The 20,338-nt window shown below is 72.3% G+C and carries 17 protein-coding genes; 4 read left to right on the top strand and 13 right to left on the bottom strand.

The window, feature by feature from the left end; genetic code table 11:
- Positions 1-109: 109 nt before the first annotated feature.
- From FHS34_RS26470 to FHS34_RS26485, 4 genes are all read right to left on the bottom strand, one after another.
- The gene (locus tag FHS34_RS26470; RefSeq protein WP_184969801.1) at positions 110-1,621 is read right to left on the bottom strand and encodes a glycoside hydrolase family 3 protein; all 1,512 of its coding nucleotides are present in this window, start codon (positions 1,619-1,621) and stop codon (positions 110-112) included.
- An 8-nt stretch (positions 1,622-1,629) separates the two neighbouring features.
- Positions 1,630-2,460, bottom strand: coding sequence for a carbohydrate ABC transporter permease (locus FHS34_RS26475; RefSeq protein ID WP_184969803.1), 831 nt, complete (start codon positions 2,458-2,460; stop codon positions 1,630-1,632).
- Positions 2,457-3,452, bottom strand: a complete 996-nt coding sequence (locus tag FHS34_RS26480; protein WP_184969805.1) for a carbohydrate ABC transporter permease — start codon at positions 3,450-3,452, stop codon at positions 2,457-2,459. Before FHS34_RS26480 ends, FHS34_RS26475 begins: the two co-directional genes overlap by 4 nt.
- A gap of 100 nt (positions 3,453-3,552) precedes the next feature.
- On the bottom strand, positions 3,553-4,833 hold the full coding sequence (locus FHS34_RS26485) for an extracellular solute-binding protein (protein WP_184969807.1): 1,281 nt from the start codon (positions 4,831-4,833) through the stop codon (positions 3,553-3,555).
- A gap of 303 nt (positions 4,834-5,136) precedes the next feature.
- Here FHS34_RS26485 and FHS34_RS26490 point away from each other — a divergent pair, with 303 nt between their 5' ends.
- Positions 5,137-5,952 (top strand): GntR family transcriptional regulator, encoded by an 816-nt coding sequence (locus FHS34_RS26490; RefSeq protein ID WP_184969809.1) that lies wholly within the window; start codon positions 5,137-5,139, stop codon positions 5,950-5,952.
- 26 nt (positions 5,953-5,978) lie between these two features.
- On the opposite strand, the gene FHS34_RS26495 is transcribed toward FHS34_RS26490, so the two are convergent.
- From FHS34_RS26495 to FHS34_RS26505, 3 genes are all read right to left on the bottom strand, one after another.
- Entirely contained in the window at positions 5,979-6,533 is a 555-nt protein-coding gene (locus FHS34_RS26495) for a DUF6299 family protein (RefSeq protein ID WP_221509484.1), read from the bottom strand.
- A 216-nt stretch (positions 6,534-6,749) separates the two neighbouring features.
- On the bottom strand, positions 6,750-7,148 hold the full coding sequence (locus FHS34_RS26500; RefSeq protein WP_184969811.1) for a RidA family protein: 399 nt from the start codon (positions 7,146-7,148) through the stop codon (positions 6,750-6,752).
- Positions 7,145-8,275, bottom strand: a complete 1,131-nt coding sequence (locus FHS34_RS26505) for an acyl-CoA dehydrogenase family protein (RefSeq protein ID WP_184969813.1) — start codon at positions 8,273-8,275, stop codon at positions 7,145-7,147. The genes FHS34_RS26500 and FHS34_RS26505 overlap by 4 nt, the downstream gene beginning before the upstream one ends.
- A gap of 121 nt (positions 8,276-8,396) precedes the next feature.
- On the opposite strand from FHS34_RS26505, the gene FHS34_RS26510 reads away from it, so the two are divergent.
- Positions 8,397-10,070 carry an AMP-binding protein gene (locus tag FHS34_RS26510; RefSeq protein ID WP_376773107.1) on the top strand — a complete coding sequence of 558 codons (1,674 nt, stop codon included), beginning with the start codon at positions 8,397-8,399 and terminating at the stop codon, positions 10,068-10,070.
- Between the two features lie 15 nt (positions 10,071-10,085).
- The gene (locus FHS34_RS26515; protein WP_184969817.1) at positions 10,086-10,898 is read left to right on the top strand and encodes a PaaX family transcriptional regulator; all 813 of its coding nucleotides are present in this window, start codon (positions 10,086-10,088) and stop codon (positions 10,896-10,898) included.
- Positions 10,899-11,015: 117 nt separating this feature from the next.
- Here FHS34_RS26515 and FHS34_RS26520 read toward each other — a convergent pair whose 3' ends face one another.
- Positions 11,016-13,283, bottom strand: coding sequence for a bifunctional salicylyl-CoA 5-hydroxylase/oxidoreductase (locus FHS34_RS26520; RefSeq protein WP_184969819.1), 2,268 nt, complete (start codon positions 13,281-13,283; stop codon positions 11,016-11,018).
- A 6-nt stretch (positions 13,284-13,289) separates the two neighbouring features.
- Positions 13,290-14,117, bottom strand: a complete 828-nt coding sequence (locus FHS34_RS26525; RefSeq protein ID WP_184969821.1) for an enoyl-CoA hydratase family protein — start codon at positions 14,115-14,117, stop codon at positions 13,290-13,292.
- 295 nt (positions 14,118-14,412) lie between these two features.
- Here FHS34_RS26525 and FHS34_RS26530 point away from each other — a divergent pair, with 295 nt between their 5' ends.
- Complete coding sequence (locus FHS34_RS26530) at positions 14,413-14,865, top strand: ATP-binding protein (protein WP_184969823.1); 453 nt, start codon at positions 14,413-14,415, stop codon at positions 14,863-14,865.
- Here FHS34_RS26530 and FHS34_RS26535 read toward each other — a convergent pair.
- The 4 genes from FHS34_RS26535 to FHS34_RS26550 all read right to left on the bottom strand — a co-directional run bounded on the left by FHS34_RS26535 (position 14,825) and on the right by FHS34_RS26550 (position 20,285).
- Positions 14,825-16,306, bottom strand: coding sequence for an amino acid permease (locus FHS34_RS26535; protein WP_184969825.1), 1,482 nt, complete (start codon positions 16,304-16,306; stop codon positions 14,825-14,827). The genes FHS34_RS26530 and FHS34_RS26535 overlap by 41 nt on opposite strands.
- 111 nt (positions 16,307-16,417) lie before the next feature.
- A complete protein-coding gene (argF, locus tag FHS34_RS26540; RefSeq protein WP_184969827.1) occupies positions 16,418-17,440 on the bottom strand; it encodes an ornithine carbamoyltransferase in 1,023 nt (340 codons plus the stop codon).
- Positions 17,441-17,502: 62 nt separating this feature from the next.
- On the bottom strand, positions 17,503-18,726 hold the full coding sequence (locus tag FHS34_RS26545; protein ID WP_184969829.1) for an arginine deiminase: 1,224 nt from the start codon (positions 18,724-18,726) through the stop codon (positions 17,503-17,505).
- Positions 18,727-18,923: 197 nt separating this feature from the next.
- Positions 18,924-20,285, bottom strand: a complete 1,362-nt coding sequence (locus tag FHS34_RS26550; RefSeq protein WP_225817623.1) for an AfsR/SARP family transcriptional regulator — start codon at positions 20,283-20,285, stop codon at positions 18,924-18,926.
- Positions 20,286-20,338: the final 53 nt, after the last annotated feature.

Below are 20,338 nucleotides of genomic sequence, written 5' to 3' on the forward strand. Positions count from 1 at the left end.
AGACATGTGCCGGTGGCAAGCGGCGGGGCGCGAGAAAGGGCCACCGGGTTCCGCGGGAGGCAAGGAGTACGGCCGCCCGCGGGCAGGCGCGGGCGGCCGGGTGGGTGGGTCAGCCGGCGAGGACGGCCTCGGCCGCCGCCACCCCGCAGACGCGGGCGGCGCCGTAGGTGGCGATGTGCAGGGCGCCGCGCGGGGCGGCCTGCGGCAGGCCCATCTCCACGACGACGGTGTCGGGGCGGGCGGCCAGCAGGGTGTCGAGCCCGGAGCGCATCCAGTCGTGCCGGTGTTCGTCGCGGACCACCGCGACGATCCGGCGTCCGCCGGCCGCGGCGAGGACGGCGGCACCGGCGTCGTCGCCGGTGAAGGAGCCGGAGCCGGTGCCGGGCAGCAGCCGCTCCAGTTCGGCGGCGACGCCCCACGGGGTCTGGTCGCCGACGGCGATGTTGGGGGCCGGGTTGAACTGGGCGACGTAGACGGGTCCGGTGACCGCGGCGGCGGCGCCGGCCCGGGTCACGGTCAGCGCGCGGCGGGCCGCGGCCAGACCGACCTCCGGGTCGGGCTCGGTCTTCTCCGCGTGACCGCGGGACGCGGCGGTCCAGGCGGCGAGATCGCGCACCCGGGCGGCCGCGTCGGCGAGCCGCTCCTCGGGGAGTTCACCGGAGCGTACGGCGGTCACGAGGGCGTCCCTGAGGCTCAGCACGGTCTTCTCGTCGCACAGCCCGCCGCCCACGCAGATGGCGTCGGCGCCGGCCGCGATCGCGAGGACCACACCGTGCTCCAGGCCGTACGGGCCGGCGATGGCCCGCATCTCCATGCCGTCGGTGACGATCAGGCCCTGGTAGCCGAGTTCGCCGCGCAGCAGTTCGGTGAGGATGCGCCGGGACAGGGTGCCGGGGCGGTCCGGGTCCAGGGCCGGGACGAGGATGTGGGCGCTCATGATCGCCCGGGTGCCGGCGGCGATCGCCGCGCGGAACGGGGGCAGTTCGCGCTCGTGGAGGGTGTCGGCGTCGACGTCGATCCGGGGGACGGCGTGGTGGGAGTCGACGTTGGTGTCGCCGTGTCCGGGGAAGTGCTTGGTGCAGGCGGCGACGCCGGTGGACTGCAGGCCCTCGACCCAGGCGGCGGTGTGCCGGGCCACCAGGCCGGGGCTCGCGCCGAAGGAGCGGACGCCGATGACGGGGTTGTCGGGGTTGGCGTTGACGTCGGCGGAGGGCGCCCAGTCGAAGTTGACGCCGCAGGCGGCCAGGCGGCGGCCGAGCTCGCGGGCGACGGCCCGGGTGAGGCCGGGGTCGTCGACGGCGCCGAGGGCGTGGTTGCCGGGGAAGGAGGAGCCGGTGCGCACGTCGAGGCGGGTGACGTCGCCGCTCTCCTCGTCGATGGCGACCAGCAGGTCGTCCTGTTCGGCCCGCAACTGGGCGGTGAGGGCGGTGACCTGGGCCTCGCTGACGACGTTGCGGCCGAACAGGGCGACGGAGGCGAGGCCCTCGCCGATGCGGCGGCGCACCCAGTCGGGGGCGGTGGTGCCGTCGAATCCCGGCTGCAGCACCGCCAGGGCATCACGGGTGAGGGTGTCGCCCGCGGCGGAGCCGCTGCCCGATGCGGTGGTGGCGATGGTGGTCATCGGCGGGGTCATCCCTTCACGGCGCCGTCGGTCAGACCGCTGACAGCCTTGCGTTGCAGGAAGATGAAGAGGATCAGGATGGGCAGCGCGAACAGGGACGAGGCGGCCATCGTGGCGCCCCAGTCGTCGCCGAAGGCGGTCTGGAACTGGGACAGCCACAGCGGCAGGGTCTGCTTCTCGACGTCCTTGTTGAGGATCAGGACGAGCGGGAACTCGTTCCAGGCGGTGATGAACCCGAACAGGGAGGTCGCCATCAGGCCGGGGGCCAGCAGCGGGAAGATGACCCGGACGAAGGCCTGGGTGCGGGTGCAGCCGTCGACCATCGCCGACTCCTCCAGCTCCTTCGGCACGGCGGCCACATAGCCGCGCAGCGTCAGGACGGTCAGCGGGAGCACCATCACCGTGTAGAAGACGGTGAGCGGGACCAGGCTGTTCAGCATGTCGTTGTCACGGACGATCATGTAGATGGCGATGATCATGACCTCCCAGGGGGCCATCTGCGCCAGCATGAAGGTCACGATGAGCCCGCGCCGGCCCCGGAACCGCATCCGGGCGAGCGCGAAGGCCGCGAACAGGGCGATGACGAGCGAGAAGACGACCGACAGGACCGTGACGGTGACGGAGTTGAGGACGAGCGTCCAGAAGTGGTCGGCGTCGACCGCCTTCTTGAAGTGGTCGAAGGTGACGTCCGTCGGGAACCACACCGGGTTCTCGGAGATGATGTCGCCGGTCGGCTTGAAGGCCGTCGCGAACATCCAGTAGACGGGGAACGCGAAACCGACGAAGAGGACGACGGCGGTCGCGTTGGGCCAGATACGGCCGAAGAGCGAGCGCTTCACAGCTCGTCCTCCTCTTGCTTGAGCGCCATGCGCAGGTAGTACGCGGTGATGACGAGCAGGACCAGGATGGTCAGGAAGGAGATCGCCGCGCCGACCCCGAAGTGCTGGTTGCCGACGCCCTCGACGAAGGCGTAGATCGGCAGGGTCTCGGTGAGGCGGTCGGGGCCGCCCTCGTTGATGGCGAAGATCTGGGTGAACGACTTGAAGATCCAGATGACCTCCAGGAACGTCGTGGCGTACAGGAAGGGCCGCAGGAAGGGCAGGGTCACCGAGGTGAAGCTCTTCCAGGCGCCGGCGCCGTCCAGGGACGCGGCCTCGTACAGTTCCCTGGGGATCGTGGTGGTGGCGGCGTACAGGTTGATCGCCACGAACGGGACCGACCCCCACACGAGCAGCAGGAGGACCACGGCGAACGTGGAGAACTGGCTGCTGAGCCAGTTGTGGTCGGCCATGGAGTGCCAGCCGAGCCTGTCCAGCGTCCAGTTGACGACGCCGAAGCGCTGGGCGAACAGCCACTGGTAGACGGTGGTGGCGGCGACGGGGGGCATCGCCCAGGCCAGGACGAGGCCCACCAGGAGCAGCAGCCGCATCCGCTTGCCGAGCCGGGCCAGCAGCAGTCCGGTCAGGGTGCCGAGCACCATGATGAGGACGACGTTGGCGGCGGTGAAGAGGACGGAGCGCTCGACGACGTGCCAGAACTCCGCCTCGGACAGCACATCCCGGTAGTTGTCGAAGCCGTTCCACTCGGTGAGGTGCTGGATGAGCTGCCGCGGGTTGAGGTTCTGGAACGACAGCATGCCGTTCTTGACCAGGGGCCAGCCGAGGAAGACCACGGTGGCCAGCAGCGCGGGCAGCAGGAGCAGGTAGGGGGCGGCGGCCCCGCGGCGGGACGGGGTGCCGGGGGCGGGGGTCTCACCCCGCGGCGCCGGTACCCGGGCCTTGCGGACAGCGGGCCCCCCGGCCGTGTCCGTGCCTTCGGTCTGCACTGACATGAGTTGCCATCTCTCCCGTGGCCGTACGAACTCCATGTGCCGGGCGTGCGTGCGGCGCATGGAGCCGGGGGCGCGTCGTGACGGCGCCCCCGGCGGGTGATCAGTTCTCCTGGGCCAGGCGCTTGTTGATCTCGGCCTCGACCTGCTTGGCGGCGTCCGCCGGGGACTTGCCGTTCAGCACGGCCGTCATGTAGGCCTTGATCGGGTTCGGGGTGTTCTCCACCGCGCCCCACTCGGGGATCAGCGGGGTGGTGCCGCCGACCGCGGCCCCCGGGGCGATGGCCTCGGCGACGGCGTTGCCCTTGAGGTTGCTCTCCAGGGCCTTCTTGTTCGGGATGACGCCGTTGAGCTTGGCCAGTTCGCCCTCGTACTGGTCGGACAGGGCGATCTTCAGGAACTCCTTGGCCAGGGCCTGCTTCTTGCTGCCCTGCGCGACGGCGAGGTTGGAGCCGCCGAGGAAGACGCTCTCGGGCTTGGCCGCGGTCTCGCCGGGGATGGGGAAGTAGCCCAGGTCCTTCTCGATGGCCTTGTTGGCGGTGACGGCCGTGCCGGCCTCCCAGCCCATGCCGATGAAGGCGCCGGTCTTGCCCTTGGCGAAGACCTCGGCCTGCTGCGGGTTGGCCTCGTCCTTGTCCTTGGGGGCCTTGGAGTAGGACTGGAACTTCTTGTAGACCTCCATGGCCTTGGCGACCTTCGCGTCACCGAGGTTGGAGACGTACTTGTCGCCCTCCTTCTTCACCAGGTCGCCGCCCTGGCCGATGATCATGCCGTCGAAGAGGTACCAGTTCTGGCCCGGCAGGTAGAGCGGCTCCGCGTCGGTCTTCTTGCCGATGGTCTCCAGGTCCTTGAAGAACTCGTCCCGGGTCTTCGGGATGTCCTTGATGCCGGCCTTGGCCCAGATCTTCTTGTTGTAGATGACCACACGGCTGGTGAAGTACCAGGGCGCGGCGTACTGCTTGCCGTCGTAGACGGAGGACTGCGAGACGGACGGCGTCCAGTCGGCGCCGATCTCGCTCTTCAGGTCGCTCAGGTCGGCGAGGCCGCCGGTGACCGCGTAGGCCGGGGTCTGGGTGTTGCCGACCTCCAGCACGTCCGGCGGGTTGGACTCGGAGAGGGCGGTGGTGATCTTCTGCTGGATCCCGTCCCACTTCTGCGTCTCGAACTTCAGCTTGGCGCCGGTCTTCTTCTCGAACGCGGCCGTGACGTCCTTGACCCACTGGTCCGGCGTGGAGCCGTCCATCGCCCAGACCGTCAGGGTCTGACCCTTGAAGCTGTCCGGTCCCGCGTTCTTGCCGCTGTCGTCGCCGTCGTCCCCGCCGCACGCCGACACGGAGACCATCATGCCCGCGATCACGATCGCGGCCGCAAGCTTGCGCTTCACGCCACCCTCCTCAGGGATGCCACTAACCCCCCACGCCCTCGGCGGTGACCTGCGTACGACGCTGTTGCACGTAAGGGCTCGGGACCTGGCCACTAATGGTGTAGACCAGTACGGTGGAGCTTGGCCTAGACCTTTTGGAGTGTCAAGGGTGGTTCGGGAAGCCGGTCCAGGCCGTTACGAGAAAGTCACCGGAGTGCTCCCGTCCGCATTCCGTCCCATTCGCCCGGTGCGTTCAGTTGGACTAGACCATAGGGCAGTTGGTCGCTATAACGGGAGCCCATCGACACAGCCGGGAAGGCAGGCATGACCACCGACGTCAGCAGCGCCCAGCCGCACAGGGGGGCGCCCGGCCGCACCGCGCGCGTGCCGAAGTACTACCGGATCAAACAGCAGCTGCTCTCCATGGCCGAGGCGCTGCAGCCCGGTTCGGCCATGCCCGCGGAACGTCTGCTCGCCGTCCGGTTCGGCACCTCGCGGACCACCGTCCGGCAGGCGCTCCAGGAACTCGTCGGCGAGGGCCGGCTCGACCGGATCCAGGGCAAGGGCACCTTCGTCGCCCAGCCCAAGCTCTACCGCACGCTGCAACTCACCTCGCACACCGAGGACATGCGCGCCCAGGGCCTCTCCCCGGCCTCGCAGATGCTGGACACCGGGGAGATCCCCGCGGACGAGAAGCTGGCGGGGCTGCTGGGCATCGGGATCGGCGAGAAGGTACTGCGCATCGAGCGGCTGCGGCTGGCCAGCGGCGACCCGATGGCGATCGAGACGACCCATCTGTCCGTCCGGCGCTTCCCCGGCCTGCGCCGCTCGCTGGCCACCTGTCCGTCGCTCTACACCGCGCTCGCCGAGGTGTACGGCGTCCATCTCGCCGAGGCCGACGAGACCATCGAGACCTCGCTGTCCACCCCGCGGGAGGCGCAGTTGCTCGGCACCGACGTGGGGCTGCCGATGCTGTTGCTGTCACGGCACTCGCGGGACGCGGAGGGCACCCCGGTGGAGTGGGTGCGTTCGGTCTACCGCGGCTCCCGCTACAAGTTCGTCGCCGCCCTGCGCCGGCCGGACGGCCCGGTGGTCCGACGGAGGACGGCTCCGCCGGACCGGGACGGCATCGGCGCCTGAACAGGGGGTGTCCGGGCGGACGCGGCTCAGCGGGCGGACTTGCCGCGCACCTTCGCCGGCTTCTCGGCGGCTGCCTTGCGCGATGCCTTGGCCGGGGTCTTCGGCGACTTCTTGGCCCCTGCCTTCGCCGACGCCTTCGGTGACGCCGGCAACGCGCCGTTCCGGGCGAGCGTGATGTCCCGGTCCGTCGCCTCGTGCAGGACCGGCAGCACGAGGATCCCGGAGGGACGCAGTTCCATGAGGGTGGCCTCAACCCGCGCCGCCCCCGACTTCAGCACCTCCGGCGTGGCCTTGCCGGAGTTCTCCCAGCGGTGTTCCGCGCCGTCGCAGCGGGCGGTGCTGCCGCCGATGCCGTGCCTCAGACCGGGGTCCGCCTGGCTGAGCGAGGAGCTGACGAGCACCGGCCCGGTGCCGCCGACGCAGCGGTAGCTGCCGGAGAGCGTCACCGTTCCGTCGGACGCGATCAGGCCGACGGGGTCGACGGTGATGAGCTCGGAGGGGTCGGCGCCGGCCGGGCCGACGGCGGCGCACACAAGGGCCGCGGCGGCGAGGGCGGTGGCGATGACAGGACGTACGGGCATGGGGTGTCTCCCGGTTCCAGGATCGAGGGCCTCCACTGGTACTGGGCGGCCGAGTCGGCAGGCGTGACCGTCACTCCATCGGTGGCGCGTCATGACACCGTCCGGTCCTGTCCCGGCAGACGCGCGGCCCCCGCGCCCGCACGGCCCGGGGCCCGCACGGCCCGGGGCCCGACCCGCCCGCGGGCCTGCGGACGCGGCCGGACCGGCCCCGCGGGTCTACGGCAGTACGGCGAACCCGTCCAGCTCCACCAGCGCCCGCTCGTCCCACAGCCGCACGACCTGCACGACGGCCATCGCGGGATAGTCGCGGCCCGCCGACTCCCGCCAGATGCGGCCCAGTTGCGGCGCGTGGGTGCGGTAGGCGGCGACGTCTGTGGCGTAGACGGTGACCCGGGCGAGGTCGGCGGGGGTGCCGCCGGCCGCGCGCAGGGCGGTGAGGAGGTTGCCGAGGGCCGTGCCGAACTGCTCGGGCAGCGTGTTCCCGATGATCTTGCCGTCGGTGTCGAGGGCGGTCTGTCCCGCGAGGAACACCACGCGGGAACCGGACGCCACGACGGCGTGGGAGAAGCCCGTCGGCGGGGACAGCTCCGGCGGGTTGACGCGTTCGGTGGTCACCGGGCCTCCTTCCGCGCCGTGGCGTACAGCTCCTTGGCGATGATGCCCCGCTGGACCTCGCTGGCGCCCTCGTAGATACGGGGCGCGCGCACCTCGCGGTAGAGATGCTCCAGGAGGTGGCCGCGGCGCAGGGCACGGGCGCCGTGCAGCTGGACGGCGGCGTCGACGACGTACTGCGCGGTCTCGGTGGCGAGCAGCTTGGCCATCGCGGCCCGCCGGGGCACATCCTCGGCCCCCGCGTCGTACGCCGAGGCCGCCGCGTACACCATCAGCCGGGCCGCCTCGGTGCGCAGGGCCATCTCGGCGACCTGGTGGGACACGGCCTGCAGGTCCATCAGCCGGCCGGCGAACGCCTCGCGCCTGCTGGTGTGGCCGACGGTGGCGTCCAGCGCGGCCTGGGCCATGCCGACCGCGAAGGCGCCGACGCTGGGGCGGAAGAGGTTGAGGGTGCCCATGGCGACGGCGAAGCCGCGGTCGGTCTCGCCGAGCACATCGGCGGCGGTGACGGGCACGGCGTCGAAGCCGAGGGCGCCGATGGGGTGCGGCGAGAGCATCTCCAGGGCGCTGCCGGTGAGTCCGGGCCGGTCGGCGGGGACCAGGAAGGCGGTCACCCCGCGGGCTCCGGCGCCGGGTGTGGTGCGGGCGAAGACGGTGTAGAAGTCGGCCTCGGGGGCGTTGGAGATCCAGCACTTGGCGCCGGTGAGCCGCCAGCCGTCGCCGTCGGGCTCGGCCGCGAGGGCCAGCGCCGCCGCGTCCGAGCCGGCTCCGGGCTCGCTCAGCGCGAAGGCGGCGACCGCGCTGCCGTCGGCGACCCGGGGCAGCCAGTGTTCGCGCTGGGCGGGGGTGCCGTGGGCGTGCACGGGGTGGGCGCCCAGTCCTTGGAGCGCGAGCGCGGTCTCGGCCTCGGTGCAGGCCTGGGCGAGGGACTCGCGCATCAGGCACAGGTCCAGCGCGCCGGAGCCGAACAGCCGCGCGAGCAGGCCAAGCCGGCCGAGTTCGGCGAGGAGCGGCCGGTTGACGCGGCCGGGCTCGCCCTCGTCGGCGAGCGGACCCAGCCGCTTCGCGGCCAGCTCGCGCAGCTCGGCACACCAGGCGGATTGCTCCGGTGCGAGTGAGAATGCGGACACAGCCGTCCTCCCTCCGGGGCGGCCGGCCCGGCCTCCCCCGTCGCCTTCCGAGGCGGGCCCCTCCCCACCTGGCTTCCCGACGTTATCGCGCACAGTTGACTGCCGTCACCAACACGATACGCTGGTGGTCGCCCCTCAGGGGGAGCGCGAGCCCACCAGGAAGCCCGTCCGGACATCTGTCACGGCAAGGGGGCGGACCGCCATGCATCTCTCGGCCCATGTCGACACCTTCGCGCGCGACCATCTGCCCCCGCCGGACGAATGGCCGGAGCTGCGGTTCGACCTGCCGGAACTGCGTTACCCCGATCGGCTGAACTGCGCGGCGGAGCTGCTGGGGCACGCCGACCCGGCCCGCCCGGCGTTCCGCACCCCGACGGGCCCCGCGTGGACCTACGGCGAGCTGCGCGCCCGGGTCGACCGGATAGCGCACGTGCTCACCGGGCCCCTCGGCGTGGTCCCGGGCAACCGGGTGCTGCTGCGCGGGCCCACCACGCCCTGGCTGGCCGCCTGCTGGCTGGCCGTGCTGAAGGCGGGCGCGGTCGCCGTCACCGTGCTGGCCCAGCAACGGCCGCACGAGCTGGCGACCATGTGCGAGATCGCGCGGGTCGGGCACGCGCTGTGCGACATCCGGGCGGTGGACGACCTGGCGAAGGCCGGGATACCCGGGCTGCGGATCACGACGTACGGCGGTGACACACCCGACGACCTGCTGCGCCGCCCGGCTCCCGCCGCCCCCTTCGCCGCGGTGGACACCGCGGCCGACGACGTGGCCCTGATCGCGTTCACCTCCGGCACCACGGGTCGCCCGAAAGGGTGCATGCACTTCCACCGGGACGTGCTCGCGACGGCCGACACCTTCTCCCGGCATGTGCTGCGCCCCCACCAGGACGACGTCTTCACCGGCAGCCCCCCGCTCGGCTTCACCTTCGGGCTCGGCGGCCTGGTGGTCTTCCCGATGCGGGCCGGGGCCAGCACCCTGCTCCTGGAACAGGCCGGCCCCCGGCAACTGCTCCCCGCGATCGCCGACCACCGCGTCTCGGTCCTCTTCACCGCGCCGACCGCCTACCGCGCCATGCTGGGAGAGCTGAGCGGGCACGACGTCTCCTCCCTCAGACGCTGCGTGTCGGCCGGCGAGAACCTGCCCGCGGCCACCTGGCGGGCCTGGCACGACCGCACGGGCCTGCGCATCATCAACGGCATCGGCGCGACCGAAATGCTGCACATCTTCATATCCGCCGCCGACGACCGGATCCGGCCCGGCAGCACGGGCATGGCGGTACCGGGCTGGCAGGCGCGCGTCCAGGACACCGGCGGCAAGCCCCTGCCCGACGGCGAGCCCGGCCTGCTGGCCGTCCGCGGCCCCGTCGGCTGCCGCTACCTCGCCGACCCGCGGCAGCGCGAGTACGTCCGGGACGGCTGGAACGTCACCGGCGACACCTACGTCCGCGACGAGGACGGCTACTTCCGCTACGTCGCCCGCGCCGACGACATGATCATCTCCGCCGGCTACAACATCGCCGGACCGGAGGTGGAGGACGCGCTGCTGCGCCACCCGGACGTGACCGAGACGGCGGTCGTCGGCCGGCCGGACCAGGTCCGCGGGCAGGTGGTCGTGGCCTACACGGTGCTGCGCGCCGGAGCCCCGCGCGACCCGGAGGCGCTGCGCGCCTTCCTCATCTCCGAGCTGGCGCCCTACAAGTGCCCGCGCGAGTTCGTCTTCCTGGACGCGCTGCCCCGCACGGCCACCGGCAAGCTGCAGCGGTTCCTCCTGCGCACCGAAGGTGACCGGCAGTGATGCCGACGACCTAAAATGATCAACGTGTCCGAGCAGCACGCCCCCAGGTCCCTCATCGTCACGCTGTACGGCGCGTACGGCCGCTTCATGCCCGGCCCGGTGCCCGTCGCCGAGCTGATCCGGCTGCTGGCCGCGGTCGGGGTGGACGCGCCCTCGGTGCGCTCCTCCGTCTCCCGGCTCAAGCGGCGCGGTCTGCTGCTGCCGGCCCGCACGGAGTCCGGCGCGGCCGGGTACGAACTCTCGGCCGAGGCACGCCAGTTGATGGAGGACGGCGACCGGCGCATCTACGCCGGGGTGCCGGTCGCGGACGAGGGCTGGGTGCTCGCGGTGTTCTCGGTCCCCGAGTCGGAGCGGCAGAAGCGGCACGTGCTGCGGTCCCGGCTGGCCGGCCTGGGCTTCGGCACCGCGGCCCCCGGGGTGTGGATCGCCCCGGCCCGCCTGCACGAGGAGACGGAGCACACCCTGCGCCGGCTGCGCCTGGACCCGTACGTGGACTTCTTCCGCGGCGAGCACCTGGGTTTCGCGCCCACGGCCGAGGCGGTGGCCCGCTGGTGGGACCTGGCCGCCATCGCCAAGGAGCACGAGCGTTTCCTGGGCGCGCACCAGCCCGTGCTGCGCGCCTGGGAGCGCCGTGCGGACACTCCGCCCGGGGACGCCTACCGCGACTACCTCCTCGCCCTCGACTCCTGGCGTCATCTCCCCTACACCGACCCGGGCCTGCCCACCCATCTGCTGCCCGCCGACTGGCCGGGCGTCCGCTCGGCGGAGGTCTTCCGGGGGCTGCACGAGCGGCTGCGGGACGCGGGAGCGGAGTTCGCGGGACCGTAGTCGGGCGTCCGCAGCGGGCCGGCCCGGAACCGTGCGCGTCACGGGCGCGGCGTGCGACCGGCACGGCACTCCTGGGCCCTCCTGCACGGCCGTGGGCCGGGAAGGCCACGGCCCGGTTCAGCCGCTGAGCGTGAGACGGGGCCTGGGATCGTCGGTGCGTCCGGTGCGCGGCCGGCGGCTGCCCGCGCGGTAGGGAGCGGGCCAGACCGCCCCAGGTCCCGTGTAGCCCTGCTCGACCGCCGCGTGCAGGGTCCAGTGGGGGTCGTACAGGTGCGGGCGGGCCAGCGCGCACAGGTCCGTACGGCCCGCGAGGATCAGGGAGTTGACGTCGTCCCACGAGGAGATCGCGCCGACCGCGATCACCGGGACGCGGACCTCGTGCCGGATCATGTCGGCGAACGGCGTCTGGTACGACCGGCCGAACTCCGGCCGTTCCTCCGCCACCACCTGTCCGGTGGAGACGTCGATGGCGTCGGCTCCGTGCGCGGCGAAGGCGCGGGCGATCTGGACGGCGTCCTCGGCGGTCGTCCCGCCCTCCGCCCAGTCCGTGGCCGAGATCCGGACGGTCATCGGCCGTTCGGCCGGCCACACGGCGCGTACGGCGTCGAAGACCTCCAGCGGGAACCGCAGCCGCCGCTCCAGCGAGCCGCCGTAGGCGTCGGTGCGCAGATTGGTGAGCGGGGAGAGGAAGCCGGAGAGCAGATAGCCGTGCGCGCAGTGCAGTTCGAGCAGGTCGAAGCCGGCCCGGGCGGCCCGCCAGCCGGCGGCGGCGAACTGCTCGCGGATGTCGGTGAGCTGGGCCCGGGAGAGCCGGCGCGGTATCTGGCCGCCCGGCCGGTACGGCAGCGGGGAGGCGGCGACGAGGGGCCAGTTGCCGGCGGGCAGCGGCTCGTCCATGCCCTCCCACATGAGCCTCGTGGACCCCTTGCGGCCGGAGTGCCCGAGCTGTACGCCGATCGCGGTGCCCGGTGACTGGCGGTGCACGAAGTCGGTGACGCGCCGCCACGCCTCGGCCTGCCGGCCGGTGTAGAGCCCGGCGCAGCCGGGGGTGATCCGGCCCTCCTCGCTGACGCACACCATCTCGGTCATCACGAGTCCGGCCCCGCCGAGGGCGCGGGCGCCGAGGTGGACGAGGTGGAAGTCGCCGGGGACGCCGTCGGTGGCGGAGTACATGTCCATCGGTGACACCACCACCCGGTTGCGCAGGGTCAGACCGCGCAGCCGGAACGGCGTGAACATCGGGGGCGTACCGGCCGGGCAGCCGAACTCGCGCTCCACGGCCTCGGTGAAGCGGGCGTCGCGCAGCCGGAGGTTGTCGTGGGTGACGCGGCGGCTGCGGGTGAGCAGGTTGAAGGCGAACTGCCGGGGCGGCTGGTCGAGGTACAGCCGCAGGTTCTCGAACCACTCCAGGCTGGCCCGGGCGGCCCGCTGGGTGGAGGCGACGACGGGTTTGCGCTCCTCCTCGTAGGCGGCCAGCGCCGTGCGGACGTCGGGCTGTTCCCGCAGGCAGGCGGCCAGGGCGAGGGCGTCCTCCACGGCGAGCTTGGTGCCGGAGCCGATGGAGAAGTGGGCGGTGTGGGCGGCGTCGCCGAGGAGGACGACGTTGCCGTGCGACCAGTGGTCGTTGACCACCGTGCGGAAGGTGGTCCAGGCCGAGTTGTTCGAGCGCAGGGGGCGTCCGCCGAGGGTGTCGGCGAAGATCTTGGCACAGCGCTCGACGGATTCCTGCGGGGTGGCGGTGTCGAAGCCCGCCGCCCGCCAGACCTCCTCGCGCATCTCCACGATGACGGTGGAGTCCCCGGCCGTGAAGGGGTAGCCGTGCAGCTGCATCACGCCGTGCTCGGTCTCGGCGATCTCGAAGCGGAAGGCGTCGAAGGCGAAGTCGGCGGCGAGCCAGATGTAGCGGCAGCGGTGTTCGGTCACCCGGGGGCCGAACGCGTGGGCGTGGGTCTGGCGCGTGGTGCTGTGCACGCCGTCGGCGGCTATGACCAGGTCGTGGCTCTGCGAGAGACGGCCGGTGTCCGGCGCCTCGGTGGCGAACCGCAGCTCCACGCCCAGGGAACGGCAGCGGTCCTGCAGGATGCGCAGCAGCCGGTGGCGGCCCAGCGCGGCGAAACCGTGGCCGCCGGAGCGGTAACGGGTTCCCCGGTGCCCTATGTCGATGTCGTCCCAGCGGACGAAGTCACGCTGAAGGGCCTCGTGCACGACGGGGTCGGCGTGCTCGATGCCGCCGAGCGTCTCGTCGGAGAGGACCACGCCGAAGCCGAAGGTCACGTCGGGGGCGTTGCGCTCCCAGACGGTGACCTCCCTCGCGGGGTCGAGTCGTTTGAGCAGGGCGGCGGCGTAGAGCCCGCCGGGGCCACCGCCGATGATCGCCACGCGCATGACCGCTCACCTCCCCCGCCACTTCGGCGGGCGCTTCTCCGTGAACGCCGCGTGGAACTCGGCGTAGTCCTCGCCGTTCATCAGCAGGGCCTGGGTTGAGGCGTCCAGTTCCACCGAGGCCGCCAGGGGCATGTCCAGCTCGGCCGTCAGCAGGGCCTTCGTCTGGGCGTGGGCCAGGGCGGGGCCGTCGGCGAGGCGGCGGGCCAGGGTCTGGGCGGCCTCGTCCGCCCCGCCCTCCTCCGTCAGCTCGCTGATCAGGCCGATGCGCTCGGCCTCGGGGGCCCGGACCGGGTCGCCGAGCATGAGCAGGCGGGTGGCGTGGCCGAGGCCCACGACCCGGGGCAGCAGATAGGCCGCGCCCATGTCGCCGCCGGACAGGCCGACCCGGGTGAAGAGGAAGGCGAAGCGGGCCGACGGGTCCGCGATCCGGAAGTCGGCCGCGAGGGCGAGGACCGCACCGGCGCCGGCCGCCACGCCGTGCACCGCGGCGATCACCGGGAACGGGCACTCACGGATCGCCCGGACGACCTGTCCGGTCATCCGGTTGAAGTCCAGCAGCTGGGCGGTGTCCATGGACAGCGTGGCGCCGATGATCTCGTCGACGTCGCCGCCGGAACAGAAGCCGCGCCCCTCGCCGGCCAGCACCAGGGCCCGCACCGAGCGCTCGCGGGACAGCTCGGCGAGCAGGTCGCGCAGGTCGGCGTAGGCGCCGAAGGTGAGGGCGTTGAGCTTCTCGGGGCGGGCGAGGGTGACGGTGGCGACCCCGTCGTCGAGCCGGACCCGCAGGTGTGCCCAGTCGGCGGTGCGGGCGGCCGAGCCGGTGAAGGGACTCATGACGTGCGGCCTCCTTGGGCGGGCGTGCCGTACGTTGCTCTGCCTCATGAAGTTATCACTTGTTTGTGACTGTCGTCACGGGTACGCGACACGTGGGCCCGGTCCGGCCGGAGCGGGTCACGTCCGTCACCGGTCGTCGACAGGGCGGTAACAAGGGGCTCGGAATGGCGAGGCGGCGGGCCCGGATGGGTAGGCCGCCGGTACCGGGGCCTCGGGTCCCGGGCGAAGCCCGCCGACGGTCCTCAGCGGCCGGGCCCGTACCATTCCTGTAGTCGAAAGCAGGACAGCCTGCTCCATGAACGGACTCGCCTTGCACGAACGCCCCGCCGAATCGGCCTCCTGGCGCATCGCGCTGCCGCACACGGCGGCGGCGGTGCCCGTGGCGCGTGCCCTGGTGCGCACGGCCCTCACCGAGGTGGAGCACCTGGCGGACTGCGACACGGCGGAGCTGCTCACCGCCGAGCTGGTGGCCAACGCGGTGGAGCACACCGCGGGGCGCGGCCCGATAGAGCTGGTGGTGGAGCTGCGGCCGACCGGCTGCCAGGTCGAGGTGCACGACCCGGACCCGGCGCCGCCCGGCCACCTGACCCGGCCGGTGATCGAGGAACCCGACCCGTATCAGGAGGGCGGGCGCGGTCTGCTGCTGATCCGGGCCCTCAGTTCGTCCTGCGGTCACCGCCCCACCCCGTCGGGCAAGGCGGTGTGGTTCAGACTGCCTGTGATTCCGGCTCAGCGTCGGCCGGCGTGACCTCCGCGGCCGGCGTGACCTCCGCGGCCGGCGCGGCCTGCGCCGCCGGCCGGGCCAGCGTCGAGTGCCGGCGGCCGTAGGCGCCGTAGACCAGCAGGCCCACCACGAGGAACACCGCGAACTGCAGCCAGGTCTGCCAGCCGGTCTCGTACATCAGGTACAGGCAGAAGCCGACGCCCAGCAGCGGGGCCACCGGGTAGAGCGGCACCCGGAAGCTGCGGTCGAGGCCCGGTTCGCGGCGGCGCAGCGCGATCACCACGATGTTGACGACGGCCATGATGGCGAGCGTGCCGATGGTGCACAGGTTCATCACGGCGTCGAGGGAGGCGAAGGCCGCCGGGACCGCGAAGACGACCGCGACGATCAGCGTGCCGGCGACCGGCGTGGACGTCCTCGGGGACACCTTCTCGAAGACGCGCGGGATCAGTCCGTCCCGGGACATCGACATCAGGATGCGGGTCTGGCCGTACATCACGGCGAGGACCACGGAGGCGATGGCGACGACCGCGCCGAAGGCGATGACGCCGCCGCCGACGGCGGAGCCGGTGACCTCGTTGACGACGTAGGAGAGCGCGGCGGGGCGCCCGGCCACCTGGTCGCCGCCGATGGCGCCGATCGCGGCGAGCGCGACCGCGCAGTAGAGCAGGGTGACCAGGCCCATGCAGACGAGGATCGCGACCGGGATGTGCCGGCGGGGGTTCTTGGCCTCCTCGCCGGCGGTGGTGATCGCGTCGAAGCCGATGTAGGAGAAGAAGGCGGCGGTGGTGCCCGCGCCGATGCCGCCGAGGCCGGCCGGGGAGAACGGGGTGAGGTTGCCGTCCTTGAAGGCGCTGTAGCCGATGGCGCAGAAGGCGAGCAGGATCACGAGCTTCACGGCGGCCATGGCGGCCGTGGCCCGGGCGCTCTCCCGCACGCCGCGCACCAGCAGCAGGGAGGCCATGGCGATGACGATCACCGCCGGGAGGTTGACGACCCCGCCGTCGCCGGGGCCGGCGGACAGGGCGGCCGGGAGCTGCCAGCCGGTGAGGCTGTGCAGCAGCTCGTTGACGTACTGGCTCCAGCCGACCGCGACGGCCGAGATGGAGATGCCGTACTCCAGCAGCAGGCACCAGCCGACGAGGAAGGCGGTGGACTCGCCGAGGCCGGCGTAGGCGAAGGAGTACGAGGAGCCCGAGACCGGGATCGCGCCGCCCAGCTCCGCGAAGGAGAAGGCGGTGAAGACGCAGGTCAGGGCGGCGAGGATGAACGAGACGACGACGGCCGGGCCGGCCTGGGCCACCGAGTCGGAGAGACCGACGAAGATGCCGGTGCCGACGATGGCGCCGACGCCGAAGCAGATGAGCTGGAAGAGGCCCATGGTGCGCTTCAGGCCGTGTCCCTCACGGTCGGCGCCGGATTCGGCGACGAGCAGCTGCGGGGACTTGATGCGGGGAGCGGGCATTGCGGGTGGTGCTCGTTTCTGGTGGTGCGGGCAGCCGTGGTGCGGCTGCGGCGGCGGCTCCGGAGTGGGTGGTTCCGGGCCGCCGGTCAGGATACGGCCTGGTGAGCCGGGTCAGGCAAGGCTTTCGCGGGCGAGTGTGGCCACCAGCACGGCCTTGATGGTGTGCAGGCGGTTCTCGGCCTCGTCGAAGACGACCGAGTGGGCGGACTCGAAGACCTCGTCCGTGACCTCCAGCGAGCGCAGGCCGTGCGTCTCGAAGATGCGCTGTCCGACCGCGGTGCCGAGGTCGTGGAAGGCCGGCAGGCAGTGCAGGAACTTCACGTCCGGGTTGCCGGTCGCGCGCAGGACGTCCATGGTCACGGCGTAGGGGGTGAGGGCCGTGATCCGCTCGTCCCACACCTCCGCGGGCTCGCCCATGGAGACCCAGACGTCGGTGGCGACGAAGTCGGCGCCCGCGACGCCCTCGGCGACGTCCTCGGTGAGGGTGACACGGGCGCCGCCGGCGGCGGCGAGCTCCCGGGCGCGGTCGATGACCTCCTGGGCGGGCCAGTAGGACTTCGGGGCGACGATCCGTACGTCCATGCCGAGCAGGGCGCCGGTGATCAGGTAGGAGTTGCCCATGTTGAAGCGGGCGTCGCCGAGGTAGGCGAAGGAGATCTTCCGCAGCGGCTTGGCGCTGTGCTCGGTCATGGTGAGCACGTCGGCGAGCATCTGGGTGGGGTGCCAGTCGTCGGTGAGGCCGTTGTAGACGGGCACGCCGGCGTACGCGGCCAGCTCCTCGACCTTGGCCTGGCTGTCGCCCCGGTACTCGATGGCGTCGAACATCCGGCCCAGCACGCGGGCGGTGTCCTTCACCGACTCCTTGTGTCCCATCTGCGAGCCGGACGGATCGAGGTAGGTCGTGTGGGCGCCCTGGTCGGCCGCGGCGACCTCGAACGCGCAGCGGGTGCGCGTCGAGGTCTTCTCGAAGATCAGCGCGATGTTCCGCCCGCGCAGGTGCCGGGTCTCGGTCCCGGCCTTCTTGGCGGCCTTCAGCTCGGCCGCCAGCTCGACCAGGCCGCGGAACTCCTCCTCGGTGAAGTCCAGCTCCTTGAGGAAGTGGCGGCCGGCGAGGGCGGTCGGGACTGTCGCCATGGCGGGCGCTCCAGAGGTCGGGCTACAGAGGACTATGGAAGTCTATACGATCCTTCACATTTCTATACAGCGTCCCGTGCCACCGGACAGCTCATGCAGCGGGGCCCGCCCCGCCCCCTGCCCAGTTCGCTGCCCGGGATCTCGATCACCTCGATGCCCTGCTTGCGCAGATGGGTGTTGGTGGTGGAGTTCCGCTCGTAGGCCACGACGACCCCGGGTTCGACGGCGAGGACGTTGCAGCCGTCGTCCCACTGCTCGCGTTCGGCGGCGTGCACGTCCTGCGTGGCGGTCAGCACCCGGATCTCGCCGAGGCCGAGCGCGGCCGCGATCGCCCGGTGCATGTGCTCCGGGGGATGGTCGGTGACCTTCAGCTCCCGTTCGCCGACACCCGGCTCGATGGTGTACGAGCGGAGCATGCCGAGCCCGGCGTACTGGGTGAAGGTGTCGCCGTCGACCATGGTCATCACCGTGTCGAGGTGCATGAAGGCGCGCCGCTTGGGCATGTCGAGCGCGACGATGGTGCGCGCGGAGCCGGCCGCGAACAGCTTGTGCGCCAGCATCTCCACGGCCTGCGGGGTGGTGCGCTCGCTCATGCCGATCAGGACGGCCCCGCTGCCGATCACCAGGACGTCACCGCCCTCGATGGTGGAGGGGTAGTCCGCCTGCCCCCTGGACCACACATGGAACGTCTCGTCACGGAACAGGGGGTGGTGGCGGTAGATCGCCTCGAAGTGGACCGTCTCGCGCTGCCGGGCGGGCCGGCGCATGGCGTTGATGGAGACGCCGTCGTAGATCCACGCCGAGGTGTCCCGGGTGAACAGGTGGTTGGGCAGCGGGGGCAGGAGGAAGTCGTCCAGGTCCATGACGTGGAAGCGGACGGAGGCCGGTTCCGCGTGGGCGTCCAGGAACTCCCGCTTCGTCATGCCGCCGACGAGTGCCTCGGCCAGCTCGCCCGGGGTCATCCGGTCGAAGGCGGCGCGCAGGTGGTCGGTCGCGAGGGGGCCGTACTCCTTCTCGTCGAAGACCCGGTCCAGGACGAGCGTGCGGGCGTCGGGGAGCGCCAGGGTCTCGGCGAGCAGGTCCCCGAAGAGATGGACGACGACCCCCCGGTCGCGCAGTACGTCGGCGAACCCGTCGTGCTCGGCGCGCGCCCGGCGCACCCAGAGCACGTCGTCGAAGAGCAGGGCGTCCTTGTTGCTGGGGGTGAGCCTTTTGAGCTCGAGATCAGGCCGGTGCAGTATGACGCGGCGCAGCCGCCCGGCCTCTGAGTCGACATGGAATCCCATGCCTCCATCCTGACCACCGAGGCCCCGCTTCACCCTCCGCTCGCCGGTTTCCGCGCCCTCGGCTTCCCCTCCCCGTGACGGAAGGCGGCCGGACGGTCCCCCCACGCGGGCCGCCCGGGGCGACCGGAAGCGTTCCGGAAGCGGGCGGCGGCTGTCCGCGGAAGCGGCAGCCGGTCTTTGCTGGGGGCGTGACCGGATCAGCCGACGCCGGTCGGCCCGAGTGCCGGCCCCCGCTCGTCCACCCCGCGCAGGAAGGCCTCGACCGCCGGCAGATCGGTCCGCTCCAGATCGGCGGCGCGCAGGACGACGCGCAGCTCGGAGCAGACCGCGGGGTCGTGGCGCAGGCTGTGGGTGAAGGTCTCGACGATCAGCAGCAGCAGCTGGGTGCGGTCGAGTTCGACGAGCCGGGACAGGCCCGCGCCGATCAGCGGTATCGCCACCGGCTTGAACAGGCCGTGCAGGGCGACCGAGGTCCACAGGCGTTCCAGGCTGAACCGCAGGTCCGCCGGCGCGGACCGGGCGCGCAGGTCGTTGCCGAGCCGGGAGTAGGCGAGGGCGAAGACCCGGCGTTTGCCGACGGGGACCGCCACCGCCGTACCGATCGGGTAGCGGGTGCGGCGGCCGCGCCGCTTGTCCCGGACGCTCTCCGTGGCGAGCGGGGTGAACTCCTTCAGCCCGCGCCGCAGTTTGTCGTCCAGGAGCCGGTGCCGGCCCTCGAAGAGCCGGTCGACCAGCTGGCCCTGCACACTCTCCCGGCTGATCACGACGTCGTCGGCGAAGGTGTCGAAGGTGTCGGAGAACCCCACGACCAGATTGGCGTCGTCCTGGTCGAACAGGTCACCGCGCACCACGACGACGTCCACCCGCAGCCCGCGCAGGGTGTGGCGCAGCAGTTCGTCGCCGTGCCGCTCGCGCAGCCGGGCGCCCAGCCGGGCGAGGGTGGCGGCGGCCTCCGGGTCGTCCGGCCGTTCCCGGGCGTTCTGTTCGGCCACCGGCAGGGCGAGGTCGTAGCGGCCCAGCGCGATGTGCCCGGCGATCAGTTCCCGCAGCGCGGTCTCCCGGAGCTGGGTCAGCCGCCGGGCCGGCGCCCGCGCGAACTCCTCGTCCTGCACCCCGGTCAGCGGCCGGCCGTGCCAGAGCCGCAGGGCGTCCGCGAGCAGCCGGACCGCCGAGGCCGGCGCCGCGCTGAGCGCGTCGCCCACCAGGCGGGTGAACTCGGCGCTGTCCAGCTCGTCCTCGGACAGGTCGAGGCGGTAGGTGCTCTCGACACCGCGCGCGGTCGGCAGCTGTCCGGTGTGCACGATCCGGGCGCCGTGTCCCGGCCCGGCCTGCTCGAAGGCGCGCCGCAGCTCCACGATCCGCTTCTGCACCTCGTTGCGGTTGCGCAGGTCCTGGTGCGGCAGATCCACGGTCGGCCGCCAGACGTCCCGGTACAGTCGGCGCGCGGTCACGGCTTCGCCGTCGGCGGCGATCAGGCGGGCCAGCAACCGGGCGGTGAGCGGGGTGAGGTGTACCGCGGCGCCGTTCACGTCCAGCCGGACGGGGCCCAGGACACTCACCCGTATGCACGGTGTACGGGTCTGCACGCGCCTCGCCCCCTCCGCCGCGTGAC

Source organism: Streptomyces echinatus, assembly GCF_014203595.1.
In the GTDB taxonomy this organism is placed as follows: domain Bacteria; phylum Actinomycetota; class Actinomycetes; order Streptomycetales; family Streptomycetaceae; genus Streptomyces; species Streptomyces echinatus.

Coding starts and splice junctions, on each gene's coding strand:
- FHS34_RS26470 (WP_184969801.1), bottom strand. CDS start 1,621: ATGACCACCATCGCCACCACCGCATCGGGCAGCGGCTCCGCCGCGGGC.
- FHS34_RS26480 (WP_184969805.1), bottom strand. CDS start 3,452: ATGTCAGTGCAGACCGAAGGCACGGACACGGCCGGGGGGCCCGCTGTC.
- FHS34_RS26490 (WP_184969809.1), top strand. CDS start 5,137: ATGACCACCGACGTCAGCAGCGCCCAGCCGCACAGGGGGGCGCCCGGC.
- FHS34_RS26495 (WP_221509484.1), bottom strand. CDS start 6,533: ATGCCCGTACGTCCTGTCATCGCCACCGCCCTCGCCGCCGCGGCCCTT.
- FHS34_RS26515 (WP_184969817.1), top strand. CDS start 10,086: ATGATCAACGTGTCCGAGCAGCACGCCCCCAGGTCCCTCATCGTCACG.
- FHS34_RS26520 (WP_184969819.1), bottom strand. CDS start 13,283: ATGCGCGTGGCGATCATCGGCGGTGGCCCCGGCGGGCTCTACGCCGCC.
- FHS34_RS26525 (WP_184969821.1), bottom strand. CDS start 14,117: ATGAGTCCCTTCACCGGCTCGGCCGCCCGCACCGCCGACTGGGCACAC.
- FHS34_RS26530 (WP_184969823.1), top strand. CDS start 14,413: ATGAACGGACTCGCCTTGCACGAACGCCCCGCCGAATCGGCCTCCTGG.
- FHS34_RS26535 (WP_184969825.1), bottom strand. CDS start 16,306: ATGCCCGCTCCCCGCATCAAGTCCCCGCAGCTGCTCGTCGCCGAATCC.
- argF (WP_184969827.1), bottom strand. CDS start 17,440: ATGGCGACAGTCCCGACCGCCCTCGCCGGCCGCCACTTCCTCAAGGAG.
- FHS34_RS26545 (WP_184969829.1), bottom strand. CDS start 18,726: ATGGGATTCCATGTCGACTCAGAGGCCGGGCGGCTGCGCCGCGTCATA.